Source organism: Oerskovia sp. Root22 (assembly GCF_001429135.1).
Classification (GTDB): domain Bacteria; phylum Actinomycetota; class Actinomycetes; order Actinomycetales; family Cellulomonadaceae; genus Oerskovia; species Oerskovia enterophila.
In genome coordinates, this window is the sequence record NZ_LMIL01000009.1 from 482,246 (window position 1) to 503,072 (window position 20,827).

Consider the following 20,827-nt stretch of genomic DNA (forward strand, 5'->3'; position numbering starts at 1 on the left):
GCCGGGCCGCCGGCCCGAAATGCCTGGATCCCAGGCGGCAGATGGTCGAGGATCGGGGGACACCCGTCGACCCCGAGGAGAACCCGTGCCTGCTGTCCCCGCCGCCCCGTCCAGCGCTGAGCCGTCGACCCCCGCCGCGCGACTCGTGCGCAGCCCCCGCCTGTCCGACGTCGCCGAGTACGCCTACGCCGCGGTCGTCCCGTCGGGCGTGCGGCTCGTCTACGCCGCAGGCGCGTGCCCGCTCGACGACGACGGCGCGACCGTGGGGGTCGGTGACGTCCGGGCACAGGCCGCCCGGTCCATGGCGAACCTGCGGATCTCGCTCGAGGACGCGGGCGCGACCTTCGCGGACCTCGTCAAGACGACCGTGTACGTCGCCTCGACCTCCCAGGACGACCTCGTGGCCGCGTGGGAGGTCGTGCGCGACGCGCTCGCCCCGCACGACCCGCCGAGCACGCTGCTCGGCGTCGCTGCGCTCGGCTACGACGACCAGCTCGTCGAGGTCGAGGCCGTCGCGGCGGTCCGCTGACCTGCTGGCCCGGGCGCCCGGGCATACCGTGGGGAGCATGAACCACCCACCGCAGGCGCCCCTGACCCCGCTGACCGAGGACTGGACGCGGGCGCTCGCGGTCGTCGCCCATCCCGACGACATGGAGTTCGGGGCAGCCGCCGCGGTCGCGCGCTGGACCGGGCAGGGCAAGACCGTGGTCTACACCATGGTCACGAGCGGCGAGGCCGGGATCGACGGGCTGGCCCCCGACGAGGCGCGCGTGGTGCGCGAGGCCGAGCAGGTGGCGTCGGCCGCGATCGTCGGCGTCGACGAGGTCGAGTTCCTGGGCCTGCCCGACGGCGTGCTCGAGTACGGTCTGCCGCTGCGGTCGGCCGTCGCGGCGGCGGTCCGGCGGCACCGCCCCGAGGTCGTGATCACGGGCAACTACCGCGAGACCTTCCCGGGCGGGATGCTCAACCAGGCCGACCACATCGCGACCGGTCGCGCCGTCGTCGACGCCGTGCGAGACGCCGGGAACCGGTGGGTCTTCCACGACCAGGTCGAGGCGGGCCTGGAGCCGTGGGGAGGCGTGCGGCAGGTCTGGGTCGCCGGATCGCCCGACGCGGCCCACGGCGTGGACGTGACCGGGACGTTCGACGCGGGCGTCGCCTCGCTCCGGGCGCACGCCGCGTACATCGCCGGCCTCGGGTGGGAGCACTTCGACCCGGCCGAGTTCCTCGCGACCATGAGCCGGGCGGGCGGGGCCCGCATGGGCGTCGAGCACGCCACGGCGTTCGAGGTGCTGAAGATGGGCTGGGACGACTAGCGCCGCACCGTGCCCCGCCGGGTCGCGCGTTCGACAGGAGCGCCGCGATCATCTGCCCTACCGTGTGTGAGGGGTACCCGCCCCGAGCCGGTCACGGGAAGGGCAGTGCGATGAGCGACGCTGCGAAGGTTGGTGGGCAGGTCGGTGCCAGGACGGGCGGGGTGCTCGCGGCCACGTGCATCTCGACCCTGGTGGTGAACGCGAACACGTCGGCCGTCAGCATCCTGCTCCCGGCGATCTCCGAGGACACCGGGACGTCCGTCACCACGCTGCAGTGGGCCGTGACCGGATACTCGCTGGTGGGTGCGGCGGTCATCGTCACGTCGGGCTCGTTGGGCGACGTGTTCGGCCGTCGGAGGGTCTTCCAGCTGGGGCTGCTGCTGTTCGTCGCGTCCTGCGTGATGATCGCGCTCGCCGGTTCCGGGGGCATGGTCATCGCCGGTCGCGTGATCCAGGGAGCGGCCGGGGCGACCATCCTGGCCTGCGGGCTCAGCCTCCTCTCGGTCGCGAACTCGGGAGACGCCCAGCTCCGGGCCGTCTCCTTGTGGGGCGCGGCGGCTGCCGTGGGCGCGGCGGCCGGTCCGCTGGTCGGCGGCGTGCTCGTCGACGTGACCGGATGGCAGGGGCTGTTCTGGATCGACGCCGGGATCGCGGTGCTCTGCATGGTCCTCACGGCGCTGACGGTCGCCGAGTCGAGGGACCCGGACCGGCCGAGGACGATCGACTACGCGGGCACGGTGCTCATCGCGCTGACGCTGACCCCGCTCATCCTGGGTGTGACCAAGAGCGGCGACTGGGGCTGGTTCTCGGTGGCCACGCTGGGGTGCTTCGCGATCTCTGTCGGGGCGGCCGTCGCGTTCGTCGTCGTCGAGGGGCGGGTGGCCGTCCCGCTCGTTGACCTCGCGCTGCTGCACAACCGCGTGCTCGTGGGTTCGACCATCGCGATCCTCATCGGGGCGGGCACGATCAACGGCCTGATGTACCTCCTGAGCCTGTACTTCCAGGACCCGGCCACCTTGGGCTTCAGCCCGCTCCAGGCGGGGCTCGCGACGCTCCCGGCGACCGTGGGGCTCGTGGTGATCGCCCCGCTCGTGCCGCGGCTCGCGGCGAAGATCGGCGGACGGCAGACGATCGGGCTCGGGTTCGCTCTGACCACGGCCGGCTTCGTGCTCGTGGGCTTCGTCGACGCGTCGTGGCTCTACCCCGCATTCCTGCTGCCGTTGGTCGCGATCGCGGTCGGCATGGGCCTGTCCAACGGCCCTGCGTCGGCAGCGGCCACGGCAGCGGTGCCCGAGAACCAGGTGGGAGGAGCGTCCGGGATCTCCAACATGGCCCGGTACGTCGGCGCAGCGGTCGCGACGGCGCTGGCAGCCACCATCTACGGCAACGTGATCGCGTCCCGGACCGCTGCGGGGGCCGTGCAGGGTGACGCCCTGGCCTCGGGGTTGGCGGCCGCCGCGTGGATGATGGCGATCTTCAGCTTCCTCGGCGTGCTCATGGCGGTCGTGATCGGTCGCCACCGCGCGGCGAAGGGGACGCTCGACGACGCCGCCGCGGCGGCCGCGGCGGTCTCCTTCACGTTGCCCACCTCGGCGACCGCAGGACAAACCGGGTCGGACCGGGACTGAACGGTCGTGCCGGCTCCTCGTCGGCGACTGCGGTTCACGCGATGTGAATGAGGTGTGAAGGGTTCCCCCGGCTGCACACTCGAACAAAGGCCTGACCGATGGAGTCGACGGAGGCAGTCATGACCACGTACGCCCCCCTTCAGGAAGCGCGATGAGCGCCGCGGACGTCCCCGCGGACGTACCCGTCGACGGTGCGGCGGCGGTCCCGGCCGCCCGAGCCCGCGCGACGAACACCCAGTGGATCTCGTGGGTCGCGCTGGCGATGATGACGACCAGCTCGGTCGCCAGCCTCCGCGCGGCGCCGACGATGGCCGTCTACGGCCTGGCCTGCGTGTTCCTCTACCTTCTGCCCGCGGTCGTCTTCCTGCTGCCGACCTCGCTGGTCTCCGCCGAGCTCGCCTCGGGCTGGACCGGTGGTATCTACAAGTGGGTCTCCGAGGGCATCTCCAAGCCGATGGGCTTCCTCGCGGTGTGGTGCCAGTTCGCGATGACGATCTTCTACTACCCGAGCCTGCTCGGGTTCGTCGCGAGCACGCTCGCCTACGTCATCAACCCCGCCCTCGCGAGCAGCGGGGTGTGGACGGCCGCGGTGATCATCGTCGTGTACTGGTCCGGCGTCTGGGTCTCCTCGCGCGGCACCAAGGGGGTTGCCGGTCTCGCGAGCGGCGGGCTCATCATCGGGACCCTGATCCCGGGGGTCGTCCTGGTGACCCTCGGTGTCGTCTTCCTCGGTCAGGGGAACGAGTCCGCGGCGCCCATGACCGCCGACAACCTGCTGCCGGCCTGGGCGGGGCTCTCGAGCCTCGTCCTCATCGTCAACAACTTCCTGTCCTACTCCGGGATGGAGATGAACGCGGTCCACGTGTCGTCGCTGAAGAACCCCGGGAAGCAGTTCCCGAAGTCGATGTTCCTCGCGATGGGCATGGTGCTCGCGATCTTCATCCTTCCCGCGCTGGCGATCAGCTGGATCGTGCCGGCCGAGGAGCTCTCGCTCACGGCCGGCGTGATGCAGGCCTTCGACGCGGTGTTCGCGAACTTCGGGTGGCAGTGGCTGACCCCGATCGTCGGGATCATGCTGGTCACGGCGTCGCTCGGTGGCATGCTCACCTGGCTGGCCGGTCCCTCCAAGGGCCTGCTGCTCATCTCCCGACAAGAGGGGTACCTCCCACCGTTCCTGCAGCGGCTCAACAAGAACGGTGTCCAGCAGAACATCCTGGTGGTCCAGGGGATCGTGACCACCGTGATCGGCCTCGCCTACGCGTTGATCCCCGACGTCTCGAGCGCCTACTGGATCTTCTCGGTCATCACGACGCAGGTGTACCTGATCATGTACCTGCTGATGTTCGTGGCCGCGATCAAGCTGCGTCGCAAGCAGCCCGACCACCCGCGAGGGTTCCGGGCCCCGATGCTCGTCAGCATGTGCGGAGTCGGCTTCGCGGCCTCCCTGGCGGCCCTGCTGGTGGGGTTCATCCCGCCGTCGCAGTTCTCCTCCGGTAGCCCGCTGGTCTACTTCCTCATCGTGGGCGGCGGGGCCCTGGGCCTGGGCCTGTTCGTGCCGTTCCTGTTCTACCGGTTCCGCAAGCCGTCCTGGAAGCAGGCCGAGTCGACGGAGGTGGCCTCGTGAGCACACCGGTGGAGAACCAGCCGCGACACGAACGCCGGTGGATCTACATCGGCGCGTGCGTGATCCTCGTCGCCATGGGCGTGTGGGCGGTACTCGCCTTCAGCGTCGTCCGGGAGACGGCACGGGCGCAGGACAAGGCCGACGAGCTGATCGCCGCGCTCGAGGACGCCGGCGCACGCACCCCTGACAAGGATCAGATCGTGCGCGTCCTCGGCGAGGACGGCGGCGCGACCTGCGCGAACCCGAACGAGGCGCTCAGCCGGGCGACGCTGCTCGCGCAGCTGGCCAACGGGGCCACCGGTCCCGGGGCCAGGCCGGTCATCGCCGACAGCCGCGTGGTCCAGGGGCAGCTGCTCATCATCGAGATCTACTGCCCCGAGGAGCTGGACGAGTTCCAGGCGTTCGTCGACGACCTCAAGACCGACGCGGTGACAGGGACCTGACCGTCAGACGTCGTTGCTGCCCTCGCCCCACGGCGCGTCGGCCGGCGCGTCCTGCACGTCGTGGTCCAGCACCACGCCGTCCACGAGCCCTCTGGCCACCGTCGCCCCGGCGGCGGCTGCCACGACCGGCTCCCCGCCCAGCCAGCGCGCCTGCTCGGCCGCGACGATCGTCTGCGCGAGCCGTGCCTCCGACACGTCGACCGCGCCGGGCAGCGCGTCGGCCAGGACGCTGCGTCGCGCGTAGGCGTCGAACAGCCGGGCCTTGGTCCCGAGGATCTCGACCATGCGCTCGTCGACCGTGTCGGCGACCAGGAGCCGGTGGACCTGCACGGTGCGCACCTGACCCATGCGGTGGGCGCGTGCGACGGCCTGGGCCTCGGTCGTGGGCTTGACCTGCGGCTCGCACAGGATGACGACGGACGCCGCCTGGAGGTTGACGCCGACCCCGCCCACGTCGATCTGGCTCACGAGCGCCCGGGGCGCGGGCGAGGCCGTGAAGTCGTCGAGGATCGTCTGGCGGGCGCTCGCCCCCACGGACCCCGTGAGCGGTCCGGCGGCGAGGTCGCCCAGCGCGCGCACCACGAGGTCGACGACGTCGCGGAAGTACGTGAACACGACGACCTTGCGGCCGTTCCCCGTGGCCTCCTCGACGAGCTCGACGAGCCGGCGCACCTTGGCCGAGTCCTCGGGGTGGTCGACGGCGTACGCGGCCCGGCGCATGGCCATGAAGCTGCCCTCGCGCACCGCGTCGCGGTAGGCGGCGCCGTCGGCCGGACCGAACGACTCCCACTCCTCGACCTGCAGCAGCTCGGGCAGCTCCTCGAGCACGTCCTCCTGGTTGCGCCGGAGGTAGACGGGGGCCACGGCGAGCCGGAACCGCTCGGCCCCCGCGGCCCCGTGCGCGGCGCTGACCTGCTCGGCGACGTCGGGCTGGAGGTAGGCCACGAGGCGTCGGAACTCCTCGACGCGGTTCTCCATGACCGTGCCGGTCAGGAACAGCACGCGCTCGGTCCGCCCGGCCCAGGCGGCCACGGCCTGCGACCTCTTGGCCCCGGGGTTCTTGACGTAGTGCGCCTCGTCGACCACGAGCATCGCGGGCGCGGGCAGGTCGAGCGGCAGGAGCCCGACCTGCTCGAACGTCGTCACGGCCACGCCGCCCTCGCGCGCCCACTGCGCGGCCTCCTCGGCACGCTCGGGGCCGTGGACGTCGAGCGAGCGCAGAGTGCTGTGCCGCCCCACCTCGCGCACCCAGCTCGTCATGACGCTCGCGGGGCACACCACGAGGAAGTGCGTCGCCCCGCCCGCGGCGAGGTGCGCCATCGCGGCGATGGCCTGCACGGTCTTGCCGAGCCCCATCTCGTCGCCCAGGATCGTGCGCCGCTGGGCGAGGGCGTAGCGTGCCCCGAAAACCTGGTACCCGCGCAGGGACGCGGTCAGGAGGGACTGGTCGAGCGGCTGCTCGTTCACACGGGCCAGGAGCTCGGGCGGCAGGTGGCCCTCGGTGGCCTCGAGGTCGCGCCCGATGTCCACGACGTCGTCGAGCAGCGCGTAGTACGTCGCCGAGCGTGCCCGGAAGTCCGTCCACGCCTCGAAGGCGTCGACGGGCTCGGCCTGGAGGGCGCCGACGCGCCCTGCGGCCGCGACGGCCCCGGACTGCTCGGCGTCCCGGGTGAGCCGCGCAAGGTCGCGCACGGCGTCCGCTGCCCGACGGCGCCGCGCGGGCAGCGAGAAGAAGGACCGGACCGCGCGGGTTGCCTCCTGGGCCGCGACCCGGTGCTCCGTGTGCCCCTCGAGGAAGGTGACGATCACCTGCCGGTGCCGCGTCGCTCCCGTGCGCGCTGCGTCGAGCCCCGCAAGGGCTTGGACGAGGCCGGTCGTGAACGGGTCGCCGGGGGCGTCGTCGATCCGGAACCGCAGGGTCTCCTGGACGGCCTGCGCGATCTGCGCCGCGGCCGCGAGGCAGTGTGTCGCGGTCTGCGGCCCGATCCCGGGCAGCCGTTCGAGCCCGGCGGGTCCCGCGCGCAGCACGGCTCCGACGGTCGTGATGCCGCCGTCGACCAGGCGACCGACGCGCAGCCGCTCACCGCTGACCTCGCGCAGCCGCTCGACCCCGATCGCCGAGAGCTCGCCCAAGACCTTGTCCTGCTGGCTCGACCCGAACGCGGTGCGCACGTGCTCGCGGAACCGGGCCGGCGCCCCGGCGAGACCCGAAAGCAGCGCCGCGACCTCGTCGGCGAGCGCGACGACCTCCCGTGCCTGCTCGGGCGTCGGGCGGGGAGCGTCGGGCGCGGTCATCGGGCGGGAACTCCTGGGGGACGTCGGCGGGGAGCACGGACTCTCGACGAGGATCGGCGGTCGCGGTGCCACGGATCGAGAGGCTCCGTGACGCTATCACCGCGTCGCATCACGTCCGCTCCCTGCGACCCGGCTGGCAGACGCCGAAAACCCGAGGGTGCTCGGTCGGCTCCGAGGAGCCGACCGACCACCCTCGGGTTTCGGCAGTCAGCGGCGAGCTGCGCGTCAGGCGACCTGCGCCGGGACGTTCGCGACGCCGTCGGGCAGGAGACGGCGGCCCAGGACCTTCTCCGTGTAGCCCGTGCGGTCCAGGTACGGCGTGATGCCGCCGTCGTGGAACGGCCAGCCCGCACCCAGGATCATGCAGAGGTCGATCTGCTCGGGGCCCTGGACGACGCCCTCGTCGAGCATGTGGCCGATCTCCGTGGTCAGGGCCACCAGGACGGCGTCGAGCACGCCTGCTTCGTCGAGCGCGCCCGGTCCGCCGGCCTCACCGGTGCCGAAGTACGCCTGGATCGACGGGTCGACGCTCGCGGGGATGCCGCGCGCCGGGGCCGGCAGGACGACCTTGGTGCCCTCGGCCACGAGCTTCTCGAGCCCGGGGGAGGACGGGAAGCGGTCGCCCAGGTCCTCGCGCAGCGAGGTCAGGACGTGCAGGCCCACGGCGGGGCCCACGAGGTCGAAGAGCGCGAACGGACCCATGGGCAGGCCCAGGGGACGCAGCGCGCGGTCGGCGACCTCGACCGAGGTGCCGTTCTCGACGGCCTCCACGATCTTGCCCAGGAGCAGCACGAGCAGGCGGTTGACCACGAAGCCCGGGCGGTCGGCGACGCCCACCGCGGTCTTGCGCAGGGCCTTGGAGACCGCGAAGGCCGTGGCGAGGGCCTCGTCCGAGGTCTTCTCGGCCCGGACGACCTCCACGAGCGGCATCTGCGCGACGGGGTTGAAGAAGTGCAGCCCCACGACCCGCTCGGGGTGTGCCAGGTCCGCGGCCATCTCGGTCACGGACAGGGCCGAGGTGTTGGTCGCGAGGATCGTGTCGGGGCCGATGATGCCCTCGAGCTCGGCGAAGACCTTCTTCTTGAGTCCCAGGACCTCGGTCACCGCCTCGATCACGAAGTCGCAGCGCGAGAACTCGGTGATGTCCGTGGTCCCGTGGACCGAGGACAGGACCTTGGCCCCCGTGTCCTTGCTCATCCGGCCCGTCGTGACGAGCTTCTCGACCGTCGTGCGGACGTAGTCGAGCCCGTGCTGCACGCGCTCGGCGTCGAGGTCGCGCATCGTCACGGGCACGCCCAGGCGCTGTGCGAACAGCAGCGCGAGCTGAGCCGCCATGAGCCCCGCGCCCACGATCCCGACCGAGGTGACCGGGCGGGCGAGCTTCGGGTCCGGGGCGCCCGCGGGGCGCTTGCCGTGCGAGACGAGCTGGAACGCGTAGACGCTCGCACGCATCTCGTCGGACATGATGAGGTCCGCCAGGGCCTCGTCCTCGGCCGCGAAGGCCTCGTCCTTGGTCGCGGTGCGTGCCGCGGCCAGGAGGTCGAGCGCCCGGTAGGGCGCGGGCCGCGACCCGTGCACGACGGCGTCGAGCTGTTTGCGCGCACCGGCGACGACCGCGTCCCACACCGGGGCCGGGTCGAGCTCGCGGCGCTCGACGACCGTGGTGCCGCGCACGACGTCGGCGGTCCAGCGGATCGAGGACTCGAGGAAGTCCGGCGCCTCGAACAGCGCGTCGGCCAGGCCGATCTCGAAGGCCTCCTTGGCCTTGAACGGCTTGTTGGCGCTCGGGCGCGTGAGGATGACGTCCATGGCCTTCTCGATGCCCACGAGGCGTGGCACGAGGTAGGCGCCGCCCCAGCCCGGGACCAGGCCGAGGCCGACCTCGGGGAGCGCGAGCGCGGGGGCGTCGGTCGCGACCGTGCGGTAGTCGCAGTTGAGCGCGACCTCGAGGCCGCCGCCCAGGGCCAGGCCGTTGACGTAGGCGAACGTCGGGACGCCCATCTCTCCGAGCAGGCGGTAGGCGGCGTGGCCGCTGCGGCCCAGCTCGAGGGCCTTGTCGCGCGTGCGGACGCCTGCGACCTGCGTGAGGTCGGCGCCCGCGGCGAGGAAGTAGGGCTTGCCCGTCACGGCGACGGCCGCGATCTCCCCGCGCGCCGCGCGCGCCTGGAGCGCGGTCAGCGCTGCCGTGAGCTCGGCGATGCCCTCGGGCCCGAGCGTCGTGGGCTTGGTGTGGTCCAGGCCGTTGTCGAGCGTCAGGAGCGCGAGCGTGCCCGCGCCGCCCGGCAGCTCGACGTCGCGGACGAGGGAGTGGGTCACGCGCTCGGCACGGGGCGTGGTGGTCTGGGTGCTCATGGGTCAGTTCTCCCCGTCGGTCGTCGTGTGGCCGGAGTAGTCGGCGTGGTGCGGGTTCTCCCAGACGACCGTGCCGCCCATGCCCAGGCCCACGCACATCGTGGTCAGGCCGTAGCGGACCTCGGGGTGCTGCTCGAACTGGCGCGCCAGCTGGGTCATGAGGCGCACGCCCGACGCCGCGAGGGGGTGACCGACCGCGATCGCGCCGCCGTACTGGTTGACGCGCGCGTCGTCGTCGGGCATGCCGAAGTGGTCGAGGAACGCCAGGACCTGGACGGCGAAGGCCTCGTTGATCTCGAACAGGCCGATGTCCTCGATGCTCAGGCCGGCCTGGGCCAGGGCCTTCTCGGTCGAGGGGATGGGCCCGATGCCCATGACCTCGGGGTCCACGCCCACGTACGCGAACGACACGAGGCGCATGCGGGCCGGCAGGCCGAGCTCGGCCGCGACGTCGCCCGCTGCGAGGAGAGAGACTGCCGCGCCGTCGGTCAGCGGGGACGCGTTGCCCGCGGTGACCTTGCCGCCGGGACGGAACGGCGTCTTGAGGTGCGCGATGTCCTCGACCGTGGTGCCCGGGCGGGGCAGCTCGTCGGCCGTGGCCAGGCCCCAGCCCTGCTGCGGGTCGCGCAGCGCGATCGGGACGAGGTCCGGCGTCACGTCGCCGTTGGCGAGCGCCTTGGCGTACTTGGCCTGGCTCGCGACGCCGTACGCGTCCGCGCGCTCCTTGGTCAGGTGCGGGAAGCGGTCGTGCAGGTTCTCGGCGGTCGCACCCATGACCAGGGCCGTCGAGTCGACGAGCTTCTCGGCGACGAAGCGCGGGTTGGGGTCTGCGCCCTCGCCCATGGGGTGGTGGCCCATGTGCTCGAGGCCGCCCGCGAGCGTCACGTCCTGGGCGCCGATCGCGATGGCCGACGCGGTCGTGGTGACCGCGGTCATGGCGCCCGCGCACATGCGGTCGATCGCGAAGCCCGGGACGGACTTCGGCAGGCCGGCCAGCACGGCCACGCTCCGGCCGAGCGTCAGGCCCTGGTCGCCCGTCTGGGTCGTCGCGGCCAGCGCCACCTCGTCGATGCGCTCGACCGGGAGCTCGGGGCGGCGACGCAGCAGCTCGCGCACGGCCTTCACGGCGAGGTCGTCGGCACGGGTGTTGGCGTAGATGCCGTCGGGACGGGCCTTGCCGAACGGCGTACGCACCCCCTCGACGAAGACGACGTCGCGGACGGTCCGGCGCGAGCCCGAACCCTTGCTGGCCACAGTCATGGCATCTCCTGATCTGGACGGCGGTGTCCCTGAGCGTCACCGCTCAGCGTTGGTACAGGCTACCCACGGTACCGGGAAAATGCACGAAAGCGTGAGACCGAGTATCTGCAACGGCCGACGGACCCGCTCAACCAGAGGGGTCGAGGCGGGTCCGTCGGGGAACTCAGGGGCGATCTGGGCGATACGCAGTCTCGCTCGTGGAGAGGTCAGTGGCCTCCGCGGAGCTTGCGCACGACCCTCTTGGCGGTCGGCAGGCCCTTGTTCCAGGCGGTGTACCACATCGAGAACGGCACGTCGATGCTCCCGATCAGCTCGTTCTCGTGGCTCGCGAAGCCGCGCTTGAACGTCGAGATCCCGTCGTTGAGCAGACCGTTGACGTCGTAGCGCAGCACGCCGCGCTCACGCATCGCGTTGATCGCGTACCACTTGAGTCCGTAGTTCGCGCGCAGCCGCTGGCCCTCCTCGTCCATGCCGCCGTACAGCTCGAACGACGTGCGCGCCGAGGCCGCGAACCACACGAACGAGACCGGCCGGTCGTGCGGGCCGCCCTCGCGCGAGCGGGCGAAGGCCGCGAAGACGGGCGAGTGCTCGCCGAGCTGGTCGAACACGAGCTCGTAGTAGGAGTCCTCGTGCAGGCCGAACCCGGCCCGCTCGGCGGTCTGGCGGTACAGGCGCAGGCACGCCGAGAGCTCGGCGCGCGTGGTGACCGGGCGGAACTCGAGGTCCTCGCGCTCCGACTTGCGGATGTACTGGCGGGTCTTCTTGGCCATGTCGGCCATGAGCTCGTCGGGCGTCTTGCGCAGGTCCAGGATCAGGGTCGTCGGGTAGAGCACGGGGTTGACCGCGGGGGCCGCGCCGTCGAGCTCGAGCGAGGTCCCCGCGTCCCAGTCCGGCTCGAGCGTGATGCCCACGCCACCGACGTTCTCGCGGCACCAGCCCACCACGGCCTCCGTGACGCCCGACCGGGTTGCGGGGTAGCCCGTGCCGTCGGGCATGACGACCGGACCACGGGGCACGTAGCTCAGCGCCTTGAACTGCGCGGGCAGCGAACGGACCAGGACCTGCGCGAGGCCCAGGACCGTGCCGTCCGAGCCCGCGACCTGCAGGCGGCGAGGCGTCCAGGCCCCGGCCCCCTTGACCTCGCCCCACCCCCAGAGCTGGAGCGGGTGGCCACCCATCGCGAGCACCTGCTCGTCCCAGGCGGCGCGGTCGGTGATCGTCGTGACGGTCAAGGAGGAGGACTCGGGCAGCATGCCCCCGACCTTACCGGCGAGGGGAAGTCCCGGACGACGGCGTCCCCACCGTCTGCCCCGACCGGCGTCCAGGACATCGGCCGAGGTGGGCAGCGGGCGCAGGCGTCGGCGAGCCGTGCGCCGGGACCTACGAGGCGCTCTCCGGGGACGGGGCAGGGCGTGCGACCGAGGCCGGGTCGGCGAGAGCGCGGGCCAGGGGCTCGGCCACGAGGTCGAGCTGCCACTCGCGCGCGCCGCGACCGCGCAGGAACTGCGCGACGTGCTCGGTGTCGAGCGGTGAGGGAGGCGTCCAGCACACGCGGCGCAGGGCGTCGGGCTGCAGGAGGTTCTCGATCGGCACCGAGAGCTCGTCGGACAGCGCCTGGACCACGACGCGCGCAGCGTCGAGGCGCTGGGCCGCGGCGGGGTCGCGGTCGGCCCATGCGCGCGGCGGCGGCGGGGCGTCGCTGCGCGGCCCGCGGGCGCTGGGCAGCGCTTCCTGGGGCAGGGCCAGCGCCTGGTCGATCGCGTGCTGCCAGGCCGCGGCCCGGCGGGCCGTGTTGCGGCCCGAGAACGCCGGCAGCTTGACCAGCTCGGGCACCGAGCGGGGCATGGCCTGGGCCGCGGCGACGATCGCACGGTCGGGCAGGACCCGTCCCGGAGCGATGTCCCGGCGGCGGGCGTTCTCGTCACGCGCCTCCCACAGGCTGCGCACGACCGCGAGGCTGCGCGGGTTGCGCAGCGCGTGCACACCCGACGTGCGACGCCAGGGCTCCTCGCGCGGCGGGGGCGGGGGAGCGGTGCGCACGGCCTCGAACTCCTGGGCGGCCCACTCGGCCTTGCCCTGCTCCTCGAGCCGCTCGCCGAGGATCTTGCGCAGCGGGATGAGGACCTCGACGTCGAGCGCGGCGTACCGCAACCAGTCCTCGGGCAGGGGGCGCGTCGACCAGTCGGCCGCGGAGTGCTCCTTGGCGAGCCCGAGGCCCAGGACCTCGGCGATCACGGCGGCCAGCCCGACGCGCTCCATGCCCAGGAGGCGTGCCGCGAGCTCGGTGTCGAAGATCCGGGCGGGGTACAGGTTCTGCTCGGCGAACCCGGGCAGGTCCTGGGACGCGGCGTGCAGGATCCACTCGGCGTCGCCCACGGCCTCGCGCAGCGGCGAGAGGTCGGGGATCGCGATGGGGTCGATGAGCGCGGTGCCCGCACCCTCGCGGCGCACCTGCACCAGATAGGTGCGCTGGCCGTACCGGTAGCCCGACGCGCGCTCGGCGTCCGCGGCGACAGGGCCGGACGCTGCGGCGTAGGCCGCGACGACCTCGGCGAAGGCCTCGGGCGTGTCGATCACGGGACCGACGCCGTCGGCCGGCTCGGTCAGCGGGGTCACGGCGGGGACCGGAGCGCCGGGGTCTGCGCCGTCGGGCGTCGACGAGGGGGCTGCGTCGCGCGCTGTGCCGACGTCGACGGCGTCGCCGGAGGGGCCGCGGTCGGCGGTCCGGCGTGAGGAGAAGGAAGGTGTGTGGGCCGAGCTCATGGACCCACGGTATTGCGTCGGGGCCGCAACGACGTCACGCCGTCCGGCAACGGGGGCAGCCCGGCGGCCGTGCACAGGAGCGTGGACCACGCCTCGAGGTGGGCCCCGAGGTCGGTCGACGTGGGCGTCCAGGACGCCCGGATCTCGAGGTCGACGTCGTTGGCCTGGCCTGCCAGCGCGCCGAAGCTCTCCGAGAGCACGCGGGTCACGGTGCCGCCCTCGGCCACCGCGTCGGCGTGCGAGTGCGCGAGCGCGTCGTCGAGCCAGGTCCAGGCGACCTCGGCCAGGAGCGGGTCGGTGGCCATCTCGGGCTCGAGCGTCGCGCGCACGAGCGTCACGACGCGGAACGTGCCGTGCCAGGCCTCCTGGCCCGCGGGGTCGTGCAGCAGGATGAAGCGTCCGCTCGCGAGGTCCTCGCCCGAGCCGTCCTGACCGGTCACCTCGCCCGTGAGGGCGAGCGCGAACGGGGCGATCCTGCCGGGCGCGGGCACCTCCTGGAGGCGGACCTCGGGGCGTAGCCTCCGGCGCCCCACGGACTCCAGGGCGCGGAGGAAGTCGGGTGGTGCCGCGGCTTCTCCGGACTTGATCACACGCTGCACAGTACGAGCAGATGTCCACATCGTGGAGGTTAGGCGCGCGGAGGAGATCGAATCGTGATCGCCGGACTAGGCTGTCGGGAGTGTCCGCCGACGCCCGTCGTCGGCATGTCCCGCCGGCGCCCGGCACTCCTGCTCGCCGGAGCCAGCACCTACCCCCGAGGAGCACAGCAGATGACAGCCCGCGCACAGATCGGCGTCACCGGACTCGCGGTCATGGGCCGCAACCTGGCCCGCAACTTCGCTCGTCACGGCTACACGGTCGCGGTGCACAACCGCTCCTTCGCCAAGACCCAGTCGCTCGTCGCCGACCACGGCGACGACGGCGACTTCGTCCCGTCCGAGTCGATGGCCGACTTCGTCGCCTCGCTCGAGCGTCCCCGCAAGGTCGTCATCATGGTCAAGGCCGGCGGCCCGACGGACGCCGTCATCGCCGAGCTGGTCCCGCTCCTCGAGCAGGGCGACATCATCATCGACGCCGGCAACGCGCACTTCCCCGACACGCGCCGCCGCGAGGCCGAGCTCAAGGAGAAGGGCCTGCACTTCGTGGGCACCGGTGTCTCCGGTGGCGAGGAGGGCGCGCTCAACGGCCCCAGCATCATGCCCGGTGGCGCCCCGGAGTCGTACGAGACCCTCGGCCCCATCCTCGAGGACATCTCGGCCAAGGTCGACGGCGTGCCCTGCTGCACCTACGTCGGTCCTGACGGCGCGGGCCACTTCGTGAAGATGGTCCACAACGGCATCGAGTACGCCGACATGCAGCTCATCGCCGAGGCGTACGACCTGCTCAAGCAGGGCCTCGGAGCCTCGGCCCAGGAGATCGGCCAGATCTTCGCCGAGTGGAACAAGGGCGACCTCGAGTCGTTCCTCATCGAGATCACGGCCGACGTGCTCCAGCACGTCGACGCCGAGACCGGCAAGGCGTTCGTCGACATCATCCTCGACCGTGCCGAGCAGAAGGGCACGGGCCGCTGGACGGTCCAGAACGCGCTCGACCTGGGCGTCCCGATCACGGGCATCGCCGAGGCCACGTTCGCGCGTGCGCTGTCCGGCTCGGTGCCCCAGCGCTCGGCCGCGGTCGGCGTGCTGCCGGCCGACGCGGGCCAGTGGGAGATCACGGACCGTGACGCGTTCATCGAGGACGTGCGCCGTGCGCTGTACTCGTCGAAGGTCGTCGCCTACTCGCAGGGCTTCGACCAGATCGCCGCGGCCTCCGAGGAGTTCGGCTGGGGTATCGACCGCGGCGCCATGGCGCGCATCTGGCGTGGGGGCTGCATCATCCGCGCCCGCTTCCTCAACCGCATCACCGAGGCCTACGAGCGCGACGAGAACCTCGCGCTGCTCCTGGCTGACCCGTACTTCACGCAGACCGTCGGCGAGGGCGTGTCCTCGTGGCGTCGCGTGGTGTCCCAGGCCGCGCTCAACGGCGTGCCCACGCCCGCGTTCTCGTCCTCGCTCGCGTACTACGACGGGGTGCGCGCCGAGCGCCTGCCCGCGGCCCTCATCCAGGCCCAGCGCGACTTCTTCGGCGCCCACACCTACCACCGCGTCGACAAGGAGGGCGTGTTCCACACCGAGTGGTCCGGCGACCGCAGCGAGTCCAACGCATGACGGGGACTTCTCTCCCCGATCTCCTGCCTGTCGGCGTCGGTGGTGACATCGGCGTCTATGCGATGGTCCGCGCGTTCCACGAGCAGTACGGGACCGACGCCCTCGTGATCTCGAGCGTCGCCACGCGCGCCATGGCCGACTCGTCGTTCGTCACGAACGTCGTGACGCCCGGCATCGACGACCCCGAGGTCCTCGTCGCCGCGCTCGAGCGCGTCGCCGCCCAGCACCCGGGCAAGACGCTCGTGCTGCTCACGAACGCCGACTGGTTCGTCCGGTCGATCGTCGAGAACCGCGCGCGGCTCGAGGACAAGTACGTCATGTCCTACTGCACGCTCGAGGTCCTCGAGCAGGTCTCGAGCAAGGAGGGCTTCGCGGAGGTCTGCGACCGGCTCGGCATCCCCACGCCGCGCACGGTCGCGGTCAGCGTGCCCCAGCTCGTCGCGGACGGCGGGCTCGCGGCGATCCCCGCGCTGCGCGTCGACCTCGAGTTCCCGGTCGTCGCCAAGCCGTCCTCGAGCGCGGACTACCACTACGTCTCGTTCCCGGGCAAGCGCAAGATCCACCACGTCGACTCGCGCGCCGAGCTCGACGAGCTGCTCGGGCACCTCGTCACCGCGGGGTACCCCGGGACGTTCCTCGTCCAGGAGTTCATCCCGGGCGACGAGACGCAGATGCGCTCGCTCACGGCCTACCGGGACACGCGGGGCGTGATCACCCTGCTCGCCACGGGCCGGGTGCTCCTCGAGGAGCACACCCCGGGCACGCTGGGCATCCCCGCGGCGATCCTCACGGAGCCGTACGAGGACGCCATGGAGGCCGCGAGCCGGTTCCTCGACAACGTCGGGTACACCGGGTTCGCCAACTTCGACTACAAGCTGGACCCCCGCACAGGTCGGCACGTGTACTTCGAGGTGAACCCGCGCATCGGTCGCAACAACTACTACGTGACCGCGGCCGGGGCCAACATCGCTCGCGCGCTCGTCGAGGACCGGGTCCTCGGCAGGTCGATCGAGCCCCTGCTGGCCACGAAGGAGGTCCTGTACTCGGTGGTGCCGTTCCGGCTCCTGCTCAAGTACATCCTGGACCCCTCGCTGCGGATCCGGCTGCAGGCGGTCAAGGACCGCGGCGACGCGGTGAACCCCCTGAAGTACTCGAAGGACGGGGGGCTCAAGAGGCGACTGGTCGTCGAGGCGATGACCCAGAACTTCTACCGCAAGTACAAGAAGCACTACCCGGAACCGACCACGACGGGCTACTGAGACCGTCGGTGCCGACCGCACCGACCTTCTCCGCACCCTGACGAGCGGGCCGGACAGCACGAGGGGCCGTCACCACCTGGTGGTGACGGCCCCTCGTCGTCGTGCTCGCCGCGTCTTCCGGTGCGGCTGCGGCCTGCGGGAAGGTCAGCCCAGCTCGCTGGTGCCCGAGTACAGGTGCAGCACGGGCACGTGCAGCTCCTCGCGGGCACGCGACGCCCAGTCCTGGTGGAACGTGTCCTCGACCGCGTGCGGGTAGGTCACGATCGCGATCTCGCGGACGTCGCCCGCGGCGACCGCAGCGCGCAGCGCGGGCAGCGGGTCGTCCTCGGTCACGGCGCCCTCGGCCTCGCGGCCCGCGGCCCGGAGCTCTGCGACGCTCGCGTCGAGCTGCTCCTGCGCGGTGGCCGTGGCCTGGGCGCGCGACGGCTCCTTGCCGAGCACCTCGTCCCACGCCTCCTTGAGCTCTCCCACGCTGAGGTGGTCGATGATCGCGGAGACGACGTTGCGCTCGGTGTCGGCGGGCACCAGGACCCGGTAGGCGAGGGTCTCGTCGGGGTGGAGGGACAGGATGTGCTCCACGTCCACGGCGGCGAGGGTGTCTTCGGTCAGGACGAGGATGGTGTCGGTCACAGGCCCAGAGTAGTCAACGTTCTCAGCGCAGCGCCCATCGGGCGGCCAGCGTCCCGCCCGCGTGCAGCAGGTGCTCGAGCCGAGGACGGCGCGGATCGGCGCTCGCGGGCATCTCGCCACCCGCCGTGGGGCCGGTGGCAGCACCCGGGACGAGGGGCGGCAGGCCGGCCACGATCCGGCCCGGCCCCGGGCCCACGAGCACCGGGGTCGTGGTCACGCACAGCTCGTCGAGCAGGTCGGCGGCGAGCAGGTCCGCAAGCAGGTGCGGACCGCCCTCGCACAGCACCCGGGTCAGCCCCCGTTCCGTCAGCGCGGCGAGACCGGCCCGCAGGTCGGGTCCGGGCGTGGGGGAGGGGAGGTCCTGGGGGGTGCGGGGCGCACCCGCGTGCGTGTCGTCGTCGGGCCCGACGACGAGGATGCGGTCCGCCGGCACGCTCGCCCGGGCGATGCCCGCCCCGTGCTCGTCCGTGATGACGAACGGCGGGCGCGCGCCCCCGGCCAGCGACGCGGGCAGGTGGCCGCTGCGCGTGACGACCGCGAGCTCGAGCGGCCCGCGCCCCGCGCGCAGGTGCTCGAGCCCGCGCGGGACGTCGAGCGCGGTGTAGCCCTCGGCCCGTGCCGTACCCGCCCCCACGAGCACGACGTCCGCGAGGGCCCGCAGCACCCGGAAGACGCGCCAGTCGGCCGCGTCGTTGATGGTTCCCGAGCGGTGGTCCGGACCCCAGGCGCCGCCGTCGACGCTCGAGACCATGTTCGCGCGCACGTGCAGGCCCGGCGGGGACGCGTAGAACGCCGCGAGCTCCTCCTCGCGGGGCGTGACCTCGAGCCGGGTCCCGGCGAGGTGCCCCGCGCCGCCCGGCCCGATCAGCACGTCCAGCGCAGGGAGGGACGGGGCAGGGGGTGATGGGGTGACGTCCGACACAGCGCTCATCCCGCCAGGCTAGTGCGCGTAGGCTGGATCCTCGTGACTGCTGCCCCTCCCGATCTCGCCGGGACCCCGTCGAACTCGTCGAACCCGCCCCGTACCGCCGCCTCGCCCGCACCGGGCACGGCGAGCCTGCCGGGCGCGGGCGCCGAGGGCACGGTGCGCGCGCGGGCGCTCGCGGACATCCGGCCCGTCGTGCCGCCCACGCGGCTGCTCGCGGACCTCGTTCCCCCGCGCCACTTCGCCGAAGCGCGCTTCGCGACGTACCGCGCGAACCCGGCCTACCCGAGCCAGGCATCGACGGTCGCCCGTCTCGAGGAGGTCGGTGCGCAGCTCGCCCCGGGCGCGTCCGGCAGGGGCGTGCGTGGCCTGTTCGCCAAGCGCAAGGCCGTGCCGGCGATCTACATGGACGGCGGGTTCGGTGTCGGCAAGACCCACCTGCTGACCTCGCTCGCGCACGCGGTGGGCCCCGACGCGGCCTACGGGACGTTCGTCGAGTACACCAACCTCGTGGGGGCCCTGGGCTTCCAGGCCACGGTCGACGCGCTCGCGACCAAGCGGCTGGTCTGCATCGACGAGTTCGAGCTCGACGACCCGGGCGACACCGTCCTCATGTCCCGGCTCCTGCGCGAGCTCGCGGACCGGGGCGTCGCGCTCGCCGCGACGTCCAACACGCTGCCCGGCTCGCTGGGCGAGGGGCGCTTCGCGGCCGAGGACTTCCTGCGCGAGATCCAGGCCATGGCGGCCCGGTTCGAGGTCATGCGGGTCGACGGCGAGGACTACCGCCACCGCGCGGTCGTGACCGAGACGCAGCCCCTGCCCGCGGAGGTCGCCGCGCAGTTCGCGGCGAGCCACCCGGGCGCGACGCTCGACTCGCTCGACGACGTGCTCGACCACCTCCGGCACGTGCACCCCAGCAAGTACGGCGCGATGCTCGACGACGTCACGCTCGTCGCGCTCACGGGGGTCCACCCCGTGACCGAGCAGTCGGCCGCGCTGCGGCTCGTGGTCCTCGTCGACCGCCTCTACGACCGCGACGTGCCGGTCCTGCTCGCGGGCGGCCCCGGCGAAGGAGCAGGGAGCGGCGGCGCGGAGGCCGCGATGTTCACCGAGGAGATGCTGCGCGGCGGCTACCGCAAGAAGTACTTCCGGGCACTGTCCCGGCTGGGCTCGCTCGCCGAGGACGGACGCGCCCTCACGCGGACTCCAGCCGCCTGAGCTCGGTCGCGACGTCGAAGTCGGCGGGCGGCCACCCGAGGTCCAGGCGTCGCAGCGCGTCGAGCACGAGCTCGGAGACCGCGAGCCGTGAGAACCACTTGGAGTCGGCCGGCACGACGTGCCACGGGGCGATCTCGGTGTTCGTCCGGTCGATCACGGCCTGGTACGCCTCCTGGTACGCGGGCCACTTCTTGCGTGCGTCGATGTCGCCCGGGTTGTACTTCCAGTGCTTCTCGGGGCGCTCCAGCCGGTCGCGCAGCCGAGCCTTCTGCTCGTCGAGGGACACGAAGAGGGCGACCTTGACGATCGTCGTGCCGCCCGCGACGAGCTCCTGCTCGAACGCGTTGATCTCCTCGTAGCGCGCCTCCCAGACGTCCGGCGGGACCAGCTCGTCGACACGGGCCACCAGGACGTCCTCGTAGTGCGAGCGGTCGAAGACCCCGAGGTACCCGGGGTCCGGCAGCGCGCGGCGGATGCGCCACAGGTAGTCGTGCTCGCGCTCCTCCGCGGTGGGGACCCCGAACGACGTGTGCTGGACGCCCTGTGGGTCCACCAGGCCGATCACGTGCCGCACGATCCCGCCCTTGCCCGACGTGTCCATGCCCTGCAGGACGAGCAGGACGGACCGGCTGCCGCCGCTGCGGCCCTCGGCGAACAGGCGTTCCTGGAGGTCGGAGAGCTCGTCGGCGTGCGCGTCGAGCAACCGCTCGGCCTGCTTGCGCCCCTGGGACCACCCGGGGGTCGAGGCGCGGTCGAACGACGCGAGGTCGAACCCGCGCGGTGCGCGCAGCGACTCGACGGGCGGCACGTCCCAGCCGGCGACCTTCTTGGCGCCGGACCGGGCCGTGGTGTCCTCGGGCGCTGATGCGGGGCCGGCCGAGCCGGACGAGTGCTTTCCCATGCGGGT

General features: G+C 72.6%; 17 protein-coding genes. 8 read left to right on the forward strand and 9 right to left on the reverse strand.

Translation table 11 applies throughout. The annotated features are described in order from the left end of the window. The first annotated feature begins 85 nt into the window (after window positions 1-85). The 5 genes from ASE15_RS12605 (at window position 86) to ASE15_RS12625 (ending at window position 5,011) form a co-directional block, all read left to right on the forward strand. The gene (locus ASE15_RS12605; protein ID WP_056650119.1) at window positions 86-529 is read left to right on the forward strand and encodes a RidA family protein; all 444 of its coding nucleotides are present in this window, start codon (window positions 86-88) and stop codon (window positions 527-529) included. Window positions 530-566: 37 nt separating this feature from the next. Beyond that, on the forward strand, window positions 567-1,316 hold the full coding sequence (locus ASE15_RS12610) for a PIG-L deacetylase family protein (protein WP_056763571.1): 750 nt from the start codon (window positions 567-569) through the stop codon (window positions 1,314-1,316). Between the two features lie 110 nt (window positions 1,317-1,426). After that, window positions 1,427-2,944, forward strand: coding sequence for an MFS transporter (locus tag ASE15_RS12615; protein ID WP_056763573.1), 1,518 nt, complete (start codon window positions 1,427-1,429; stop codon window positions 2,942-2,944). Window positions 2,945-3,095: 151 nt separating this feature from the next. Further along, a complete protein-coding gene (locus tag ASE15_RS12620; RefSeq protein ID WP_056650110.1) occupies window positions 3,096-4,568 on the forward strand; it encodes an APC family permease in 1,473 nt (490 codons plus the stop codon). Continuing rightward, entirely contained in the window at window positions 4,565-5,011 is a 447-nt protein-coding gene (locus ASE15_RS12625) for a hypothetical protein (RefSeq protein WP_056650105.1), read from the forward strand. The genes ASE15_RS12620 and ASE15_RS12625 overlap by 4 nt, the downstream gene beginning before the upstream one ends. A gap of 3 nt (window positions 5,012-5,014) precedes the next feature. Here the strand turns inward: ASE15_RS12625 and ASE15_RS12630 are convergent, their stop codons facing one another. From ASE15_RS12630 to ASE15_RS12655, 6 genes are all read right to left on the reverse strand, one after another. Next, entirely contained in the window at window positions 5,015-7,306 is a 2,292-nt protein-coding gene (locus ASE15_RS12630; protein ID WP_082618416.1) for a DEAD/DEAH box helicase, read from the reverse strand. 225 nt (window positions 7,307-7,531) lie between these two features. Beyond that, window positions 7,532-9,658, reverse strand: a complete 2,127-nt coding sequence (locus tag ASE15_RS12635) for a 3-hydroxyacyl-CoA dehydrogenase NAD-binding domain-containing protein (RefSeq protein ID WP_056763575.1) — start codon at window positions 9,656-9,658, stop codon at window positions 7,532-7,534. 3 nt (window positions 9,659-9,661) lie between these two features. Next, window positions 9,662-10,918, reverse strand: a complete 1,257-nt coding sequence (locus ASE15_RS12640; protein WP_056650098.1) for a thiolase family protein — start codon at window positions 10,916-10,918, stop codon at window positions 9,662-9,664. 206 nt (window positions 10,919-11,124) lie between these two features. Then, window positions 11,125-12,171, reverse strand: a complete 1,047-nt coding sequence (locus tag ASE15_RS12645; RefSeq protein ID WP_056650094.1) for a peptidoglycan bridge formation glycyltransferase FemA/FemB family protein — start codon at window positions 12,169-12,171, stop codon at window positions 11,125-11,127. A 127-nt stretch (window positions 12,172-12,298) separates the two neighbouring features. After that, window positions 12,299-13,681 carry a ribonuclease D gene (locus ASE15_RS12650; protein ID WP_082608847.1) on the reverse strand — a complete coding sequence of 461 codons (1,383 nt, stop codon included), beginning with the start codon at window positions 13,679-13,681 and terminating at the stop codon, window positions 12,299-12,301. Further along, complete coding sequence (locus ASE15_RS12655; RefSeq protein ID WP_369800609.1) at window positions 13,678-14,268, reverse strand: DUF3000 domain-containing protein; 591 nt, start codon at window positions 14,266-14,268, stop codon at window positions 13,678-13,680. The genes ASE15_RS12650 and ASE15_RS12655 overlap by 4 nt, the downstream gene beginning before the upstream one ends. Window positions 14,269-14,451: 183 nt before the next feature. Here ASE15_RS12655 and gndA point away from each other — a divergent pair, with 183 nt between their 5' ends. Both gndA and ASE15_RS12665 read left to right on the forward strand, forming a co-directional pair. After that, window positions 14,452-15,888 carry an NADP-dependent phosphogluconate dehydrogenase gene (gene gndA, locus ASE15_RS12660; protein ID WP_056650090.1) on the forward strand — a complete coding sequence of 479 codons (1,437 nt, stop codon included), beginning with the start codon at window positions 14,452-14,454 and terminating at the stop codon, window positions 15,886-15,888. Next, window positions 15,885-17,147, forward strand: coding sequence for a carboxylate--amine ligase (locus ASE15_RS12665; RefSeq protein WP_056763577.1), 1,263 nt, complete (start codon window positions 15,885-15,887; stop codon window positions 17,145-17,147). The genes gndA and ASE15_RS12665 overlap by 4 nt, the downstream gene beginning before the upstream one ends. 144 nt (window positions 17,148-17,291) lie before the next feature. Here ASE15_RS12665 and ASE15_RS12670 read toward each other — a convergent pair whose 3' ends face one another. Both ASE15_RS12670 and ASE15_RS12675 read right to left on the reverse strand, forming a co-directional pair. Then, window positions 17,292-17,777: a hypothetical protein gene (locus tag ASE15_RS12670; RefSeq protein WP_056650084.1), complete on the reverse strand. Its 486-nt coding sequence runs from the start codon at window positions 17,775-17,777 to the stop codon at window positions 17,292-17,294. 22 nt (window positions 17,778-17,799) lie between these two features. After that, window positions 17,800-18,708, reverse strand: a complete 909-nt coding sequence (locus ASE15_RS12675) for a dihydrofolate reductase family protein (protein WP_082618417.1) — start codon at window positions 18,706-18,708, stop codon at window positions 17,800-17,802. 126 nt (window positions 18,709-18,834) lie between these two features. On the opposite strand from ASE15_RS12675, the gene zapE reads away from it, so the two are divergent. Continuing rightward, the gene (zapE, locus tag ASE15_RS12680; RefSeq protein ID WP_056763833.1) at window positions 18,835-19,920 is read left to right on the forward strand and encodes a cell division protein ZapE; all 1,086 of its coding nucleotides are present in this window, start codon (window positions 18,835-18,837) and stop codon (window positions 19,918-19,920) included. Here zapE and ASE15_RS12685 read toward each other — a convergent pair. Continuing rightward, a complete protein-coding gene (locus ASE15_RS12685) occupies window positions 19,898-20,821 on the reverse strand; it encodes a polyphosphate kinase 2 family protein (protein WP_082618419.1) in 924 nt (307 codons plus the stop codon). The two genes, zapE and ASE15_RS12685, sit on opposite strands and share 23 nt — an antisense overlap. Between the last annotated feature and the right edge of the window lie 6 nt (window positions 20,822-20,827).

Excerpts from the sequence above, each read along its gene's own strand:
- ASE15_RS12610 (WP_056763571.1), top strand. The coding sequence starts at position 567 with ATGAACCACCCACCGCAGGCGCCCCTGACCCCGCTGACCGAGGACTGG.
- ASE15_RS12615 (WP_056763573.1), top strand. The coding sequence starts at position 1,427 with ATGAGCGACGCTGCGAAGGTTGGTGGGCAGGTCGGTGCCAGGACGGGC.
- ASE15_RS12620 (WP_056650110.1), top strand. The coding sequence starts at position 3,096 with ATGAGCGCCGCGGACGTCCCCGCGGACGTACCCGTCGACGGTGCGGCG.
- ASE15_RS12630 (WP_082618416.1), bottom strand. The coding sequence starts at position 7,306 with ATGACCGCGCCCGACGCTCCCCGCCCGACGCCCGAGCAGGCACGGGAG.
- ASE15_RS12635 (WP_056763575.1), bottom strand. The coding sequence starts at position 9,658 with ATGAGCACCCAGACCACCACGCCCCGTGCCGAGCGCGTGACCCACTCC.
- ASE15_RS12640 (WP_056650098.1), bottom strand. The coding sequence starts at position 10,918 with ATGACTGTGGCCAGCAAGGGTTCGGGCTCGCGCCGGACCGTCCGCGAC.
- ASE15_RS12645 (WP_056650094.1), bottom strand. The coding sequence starts at position 12,171 with ATGCTGCCCGAGTCCTCCTCCTTGACCGTCACGACGATCACCGACCGC.
- ASE15_RS12650 (WP_082608847.1), bottom strand. The coding sequence starts at position 13,681 with ATGAGCTCGGCCCACACACCTTCCTTCTCCTCACGCCGGACCGCCGAC.
- gndA (WP_056650090.1), top strand. The coding sequence starts at position 14,452 with ATGACAGCCCGCGCACAGATCGGCGTCACCGGACTCGCGGTCATGGGC.
- ASE15_RS12665 (WP_056763577.1), top strand. The coding sequence starts at position 15,885 with ATGACGGGGACTTCTCTCCCCGATCTCCTGCCTGTCGGCGTCGGTGGT.
- ASE15_RS12675 (WP_082618417.1), bottom strand. The coding sequence starts at position 18,708 with ATGAGCGCTGTGTCGGACGTCACCCCATCACCCCCTGCCCCGTCCCTC.
- ASE15_RS12685 (WP_082618419.1), bottom strand. The coding sequence starts at position 20,821 with ATGGGAAAGCACTCGTCCGGCTCGGCCGGCCCCGCATCAGCGCCCGAG.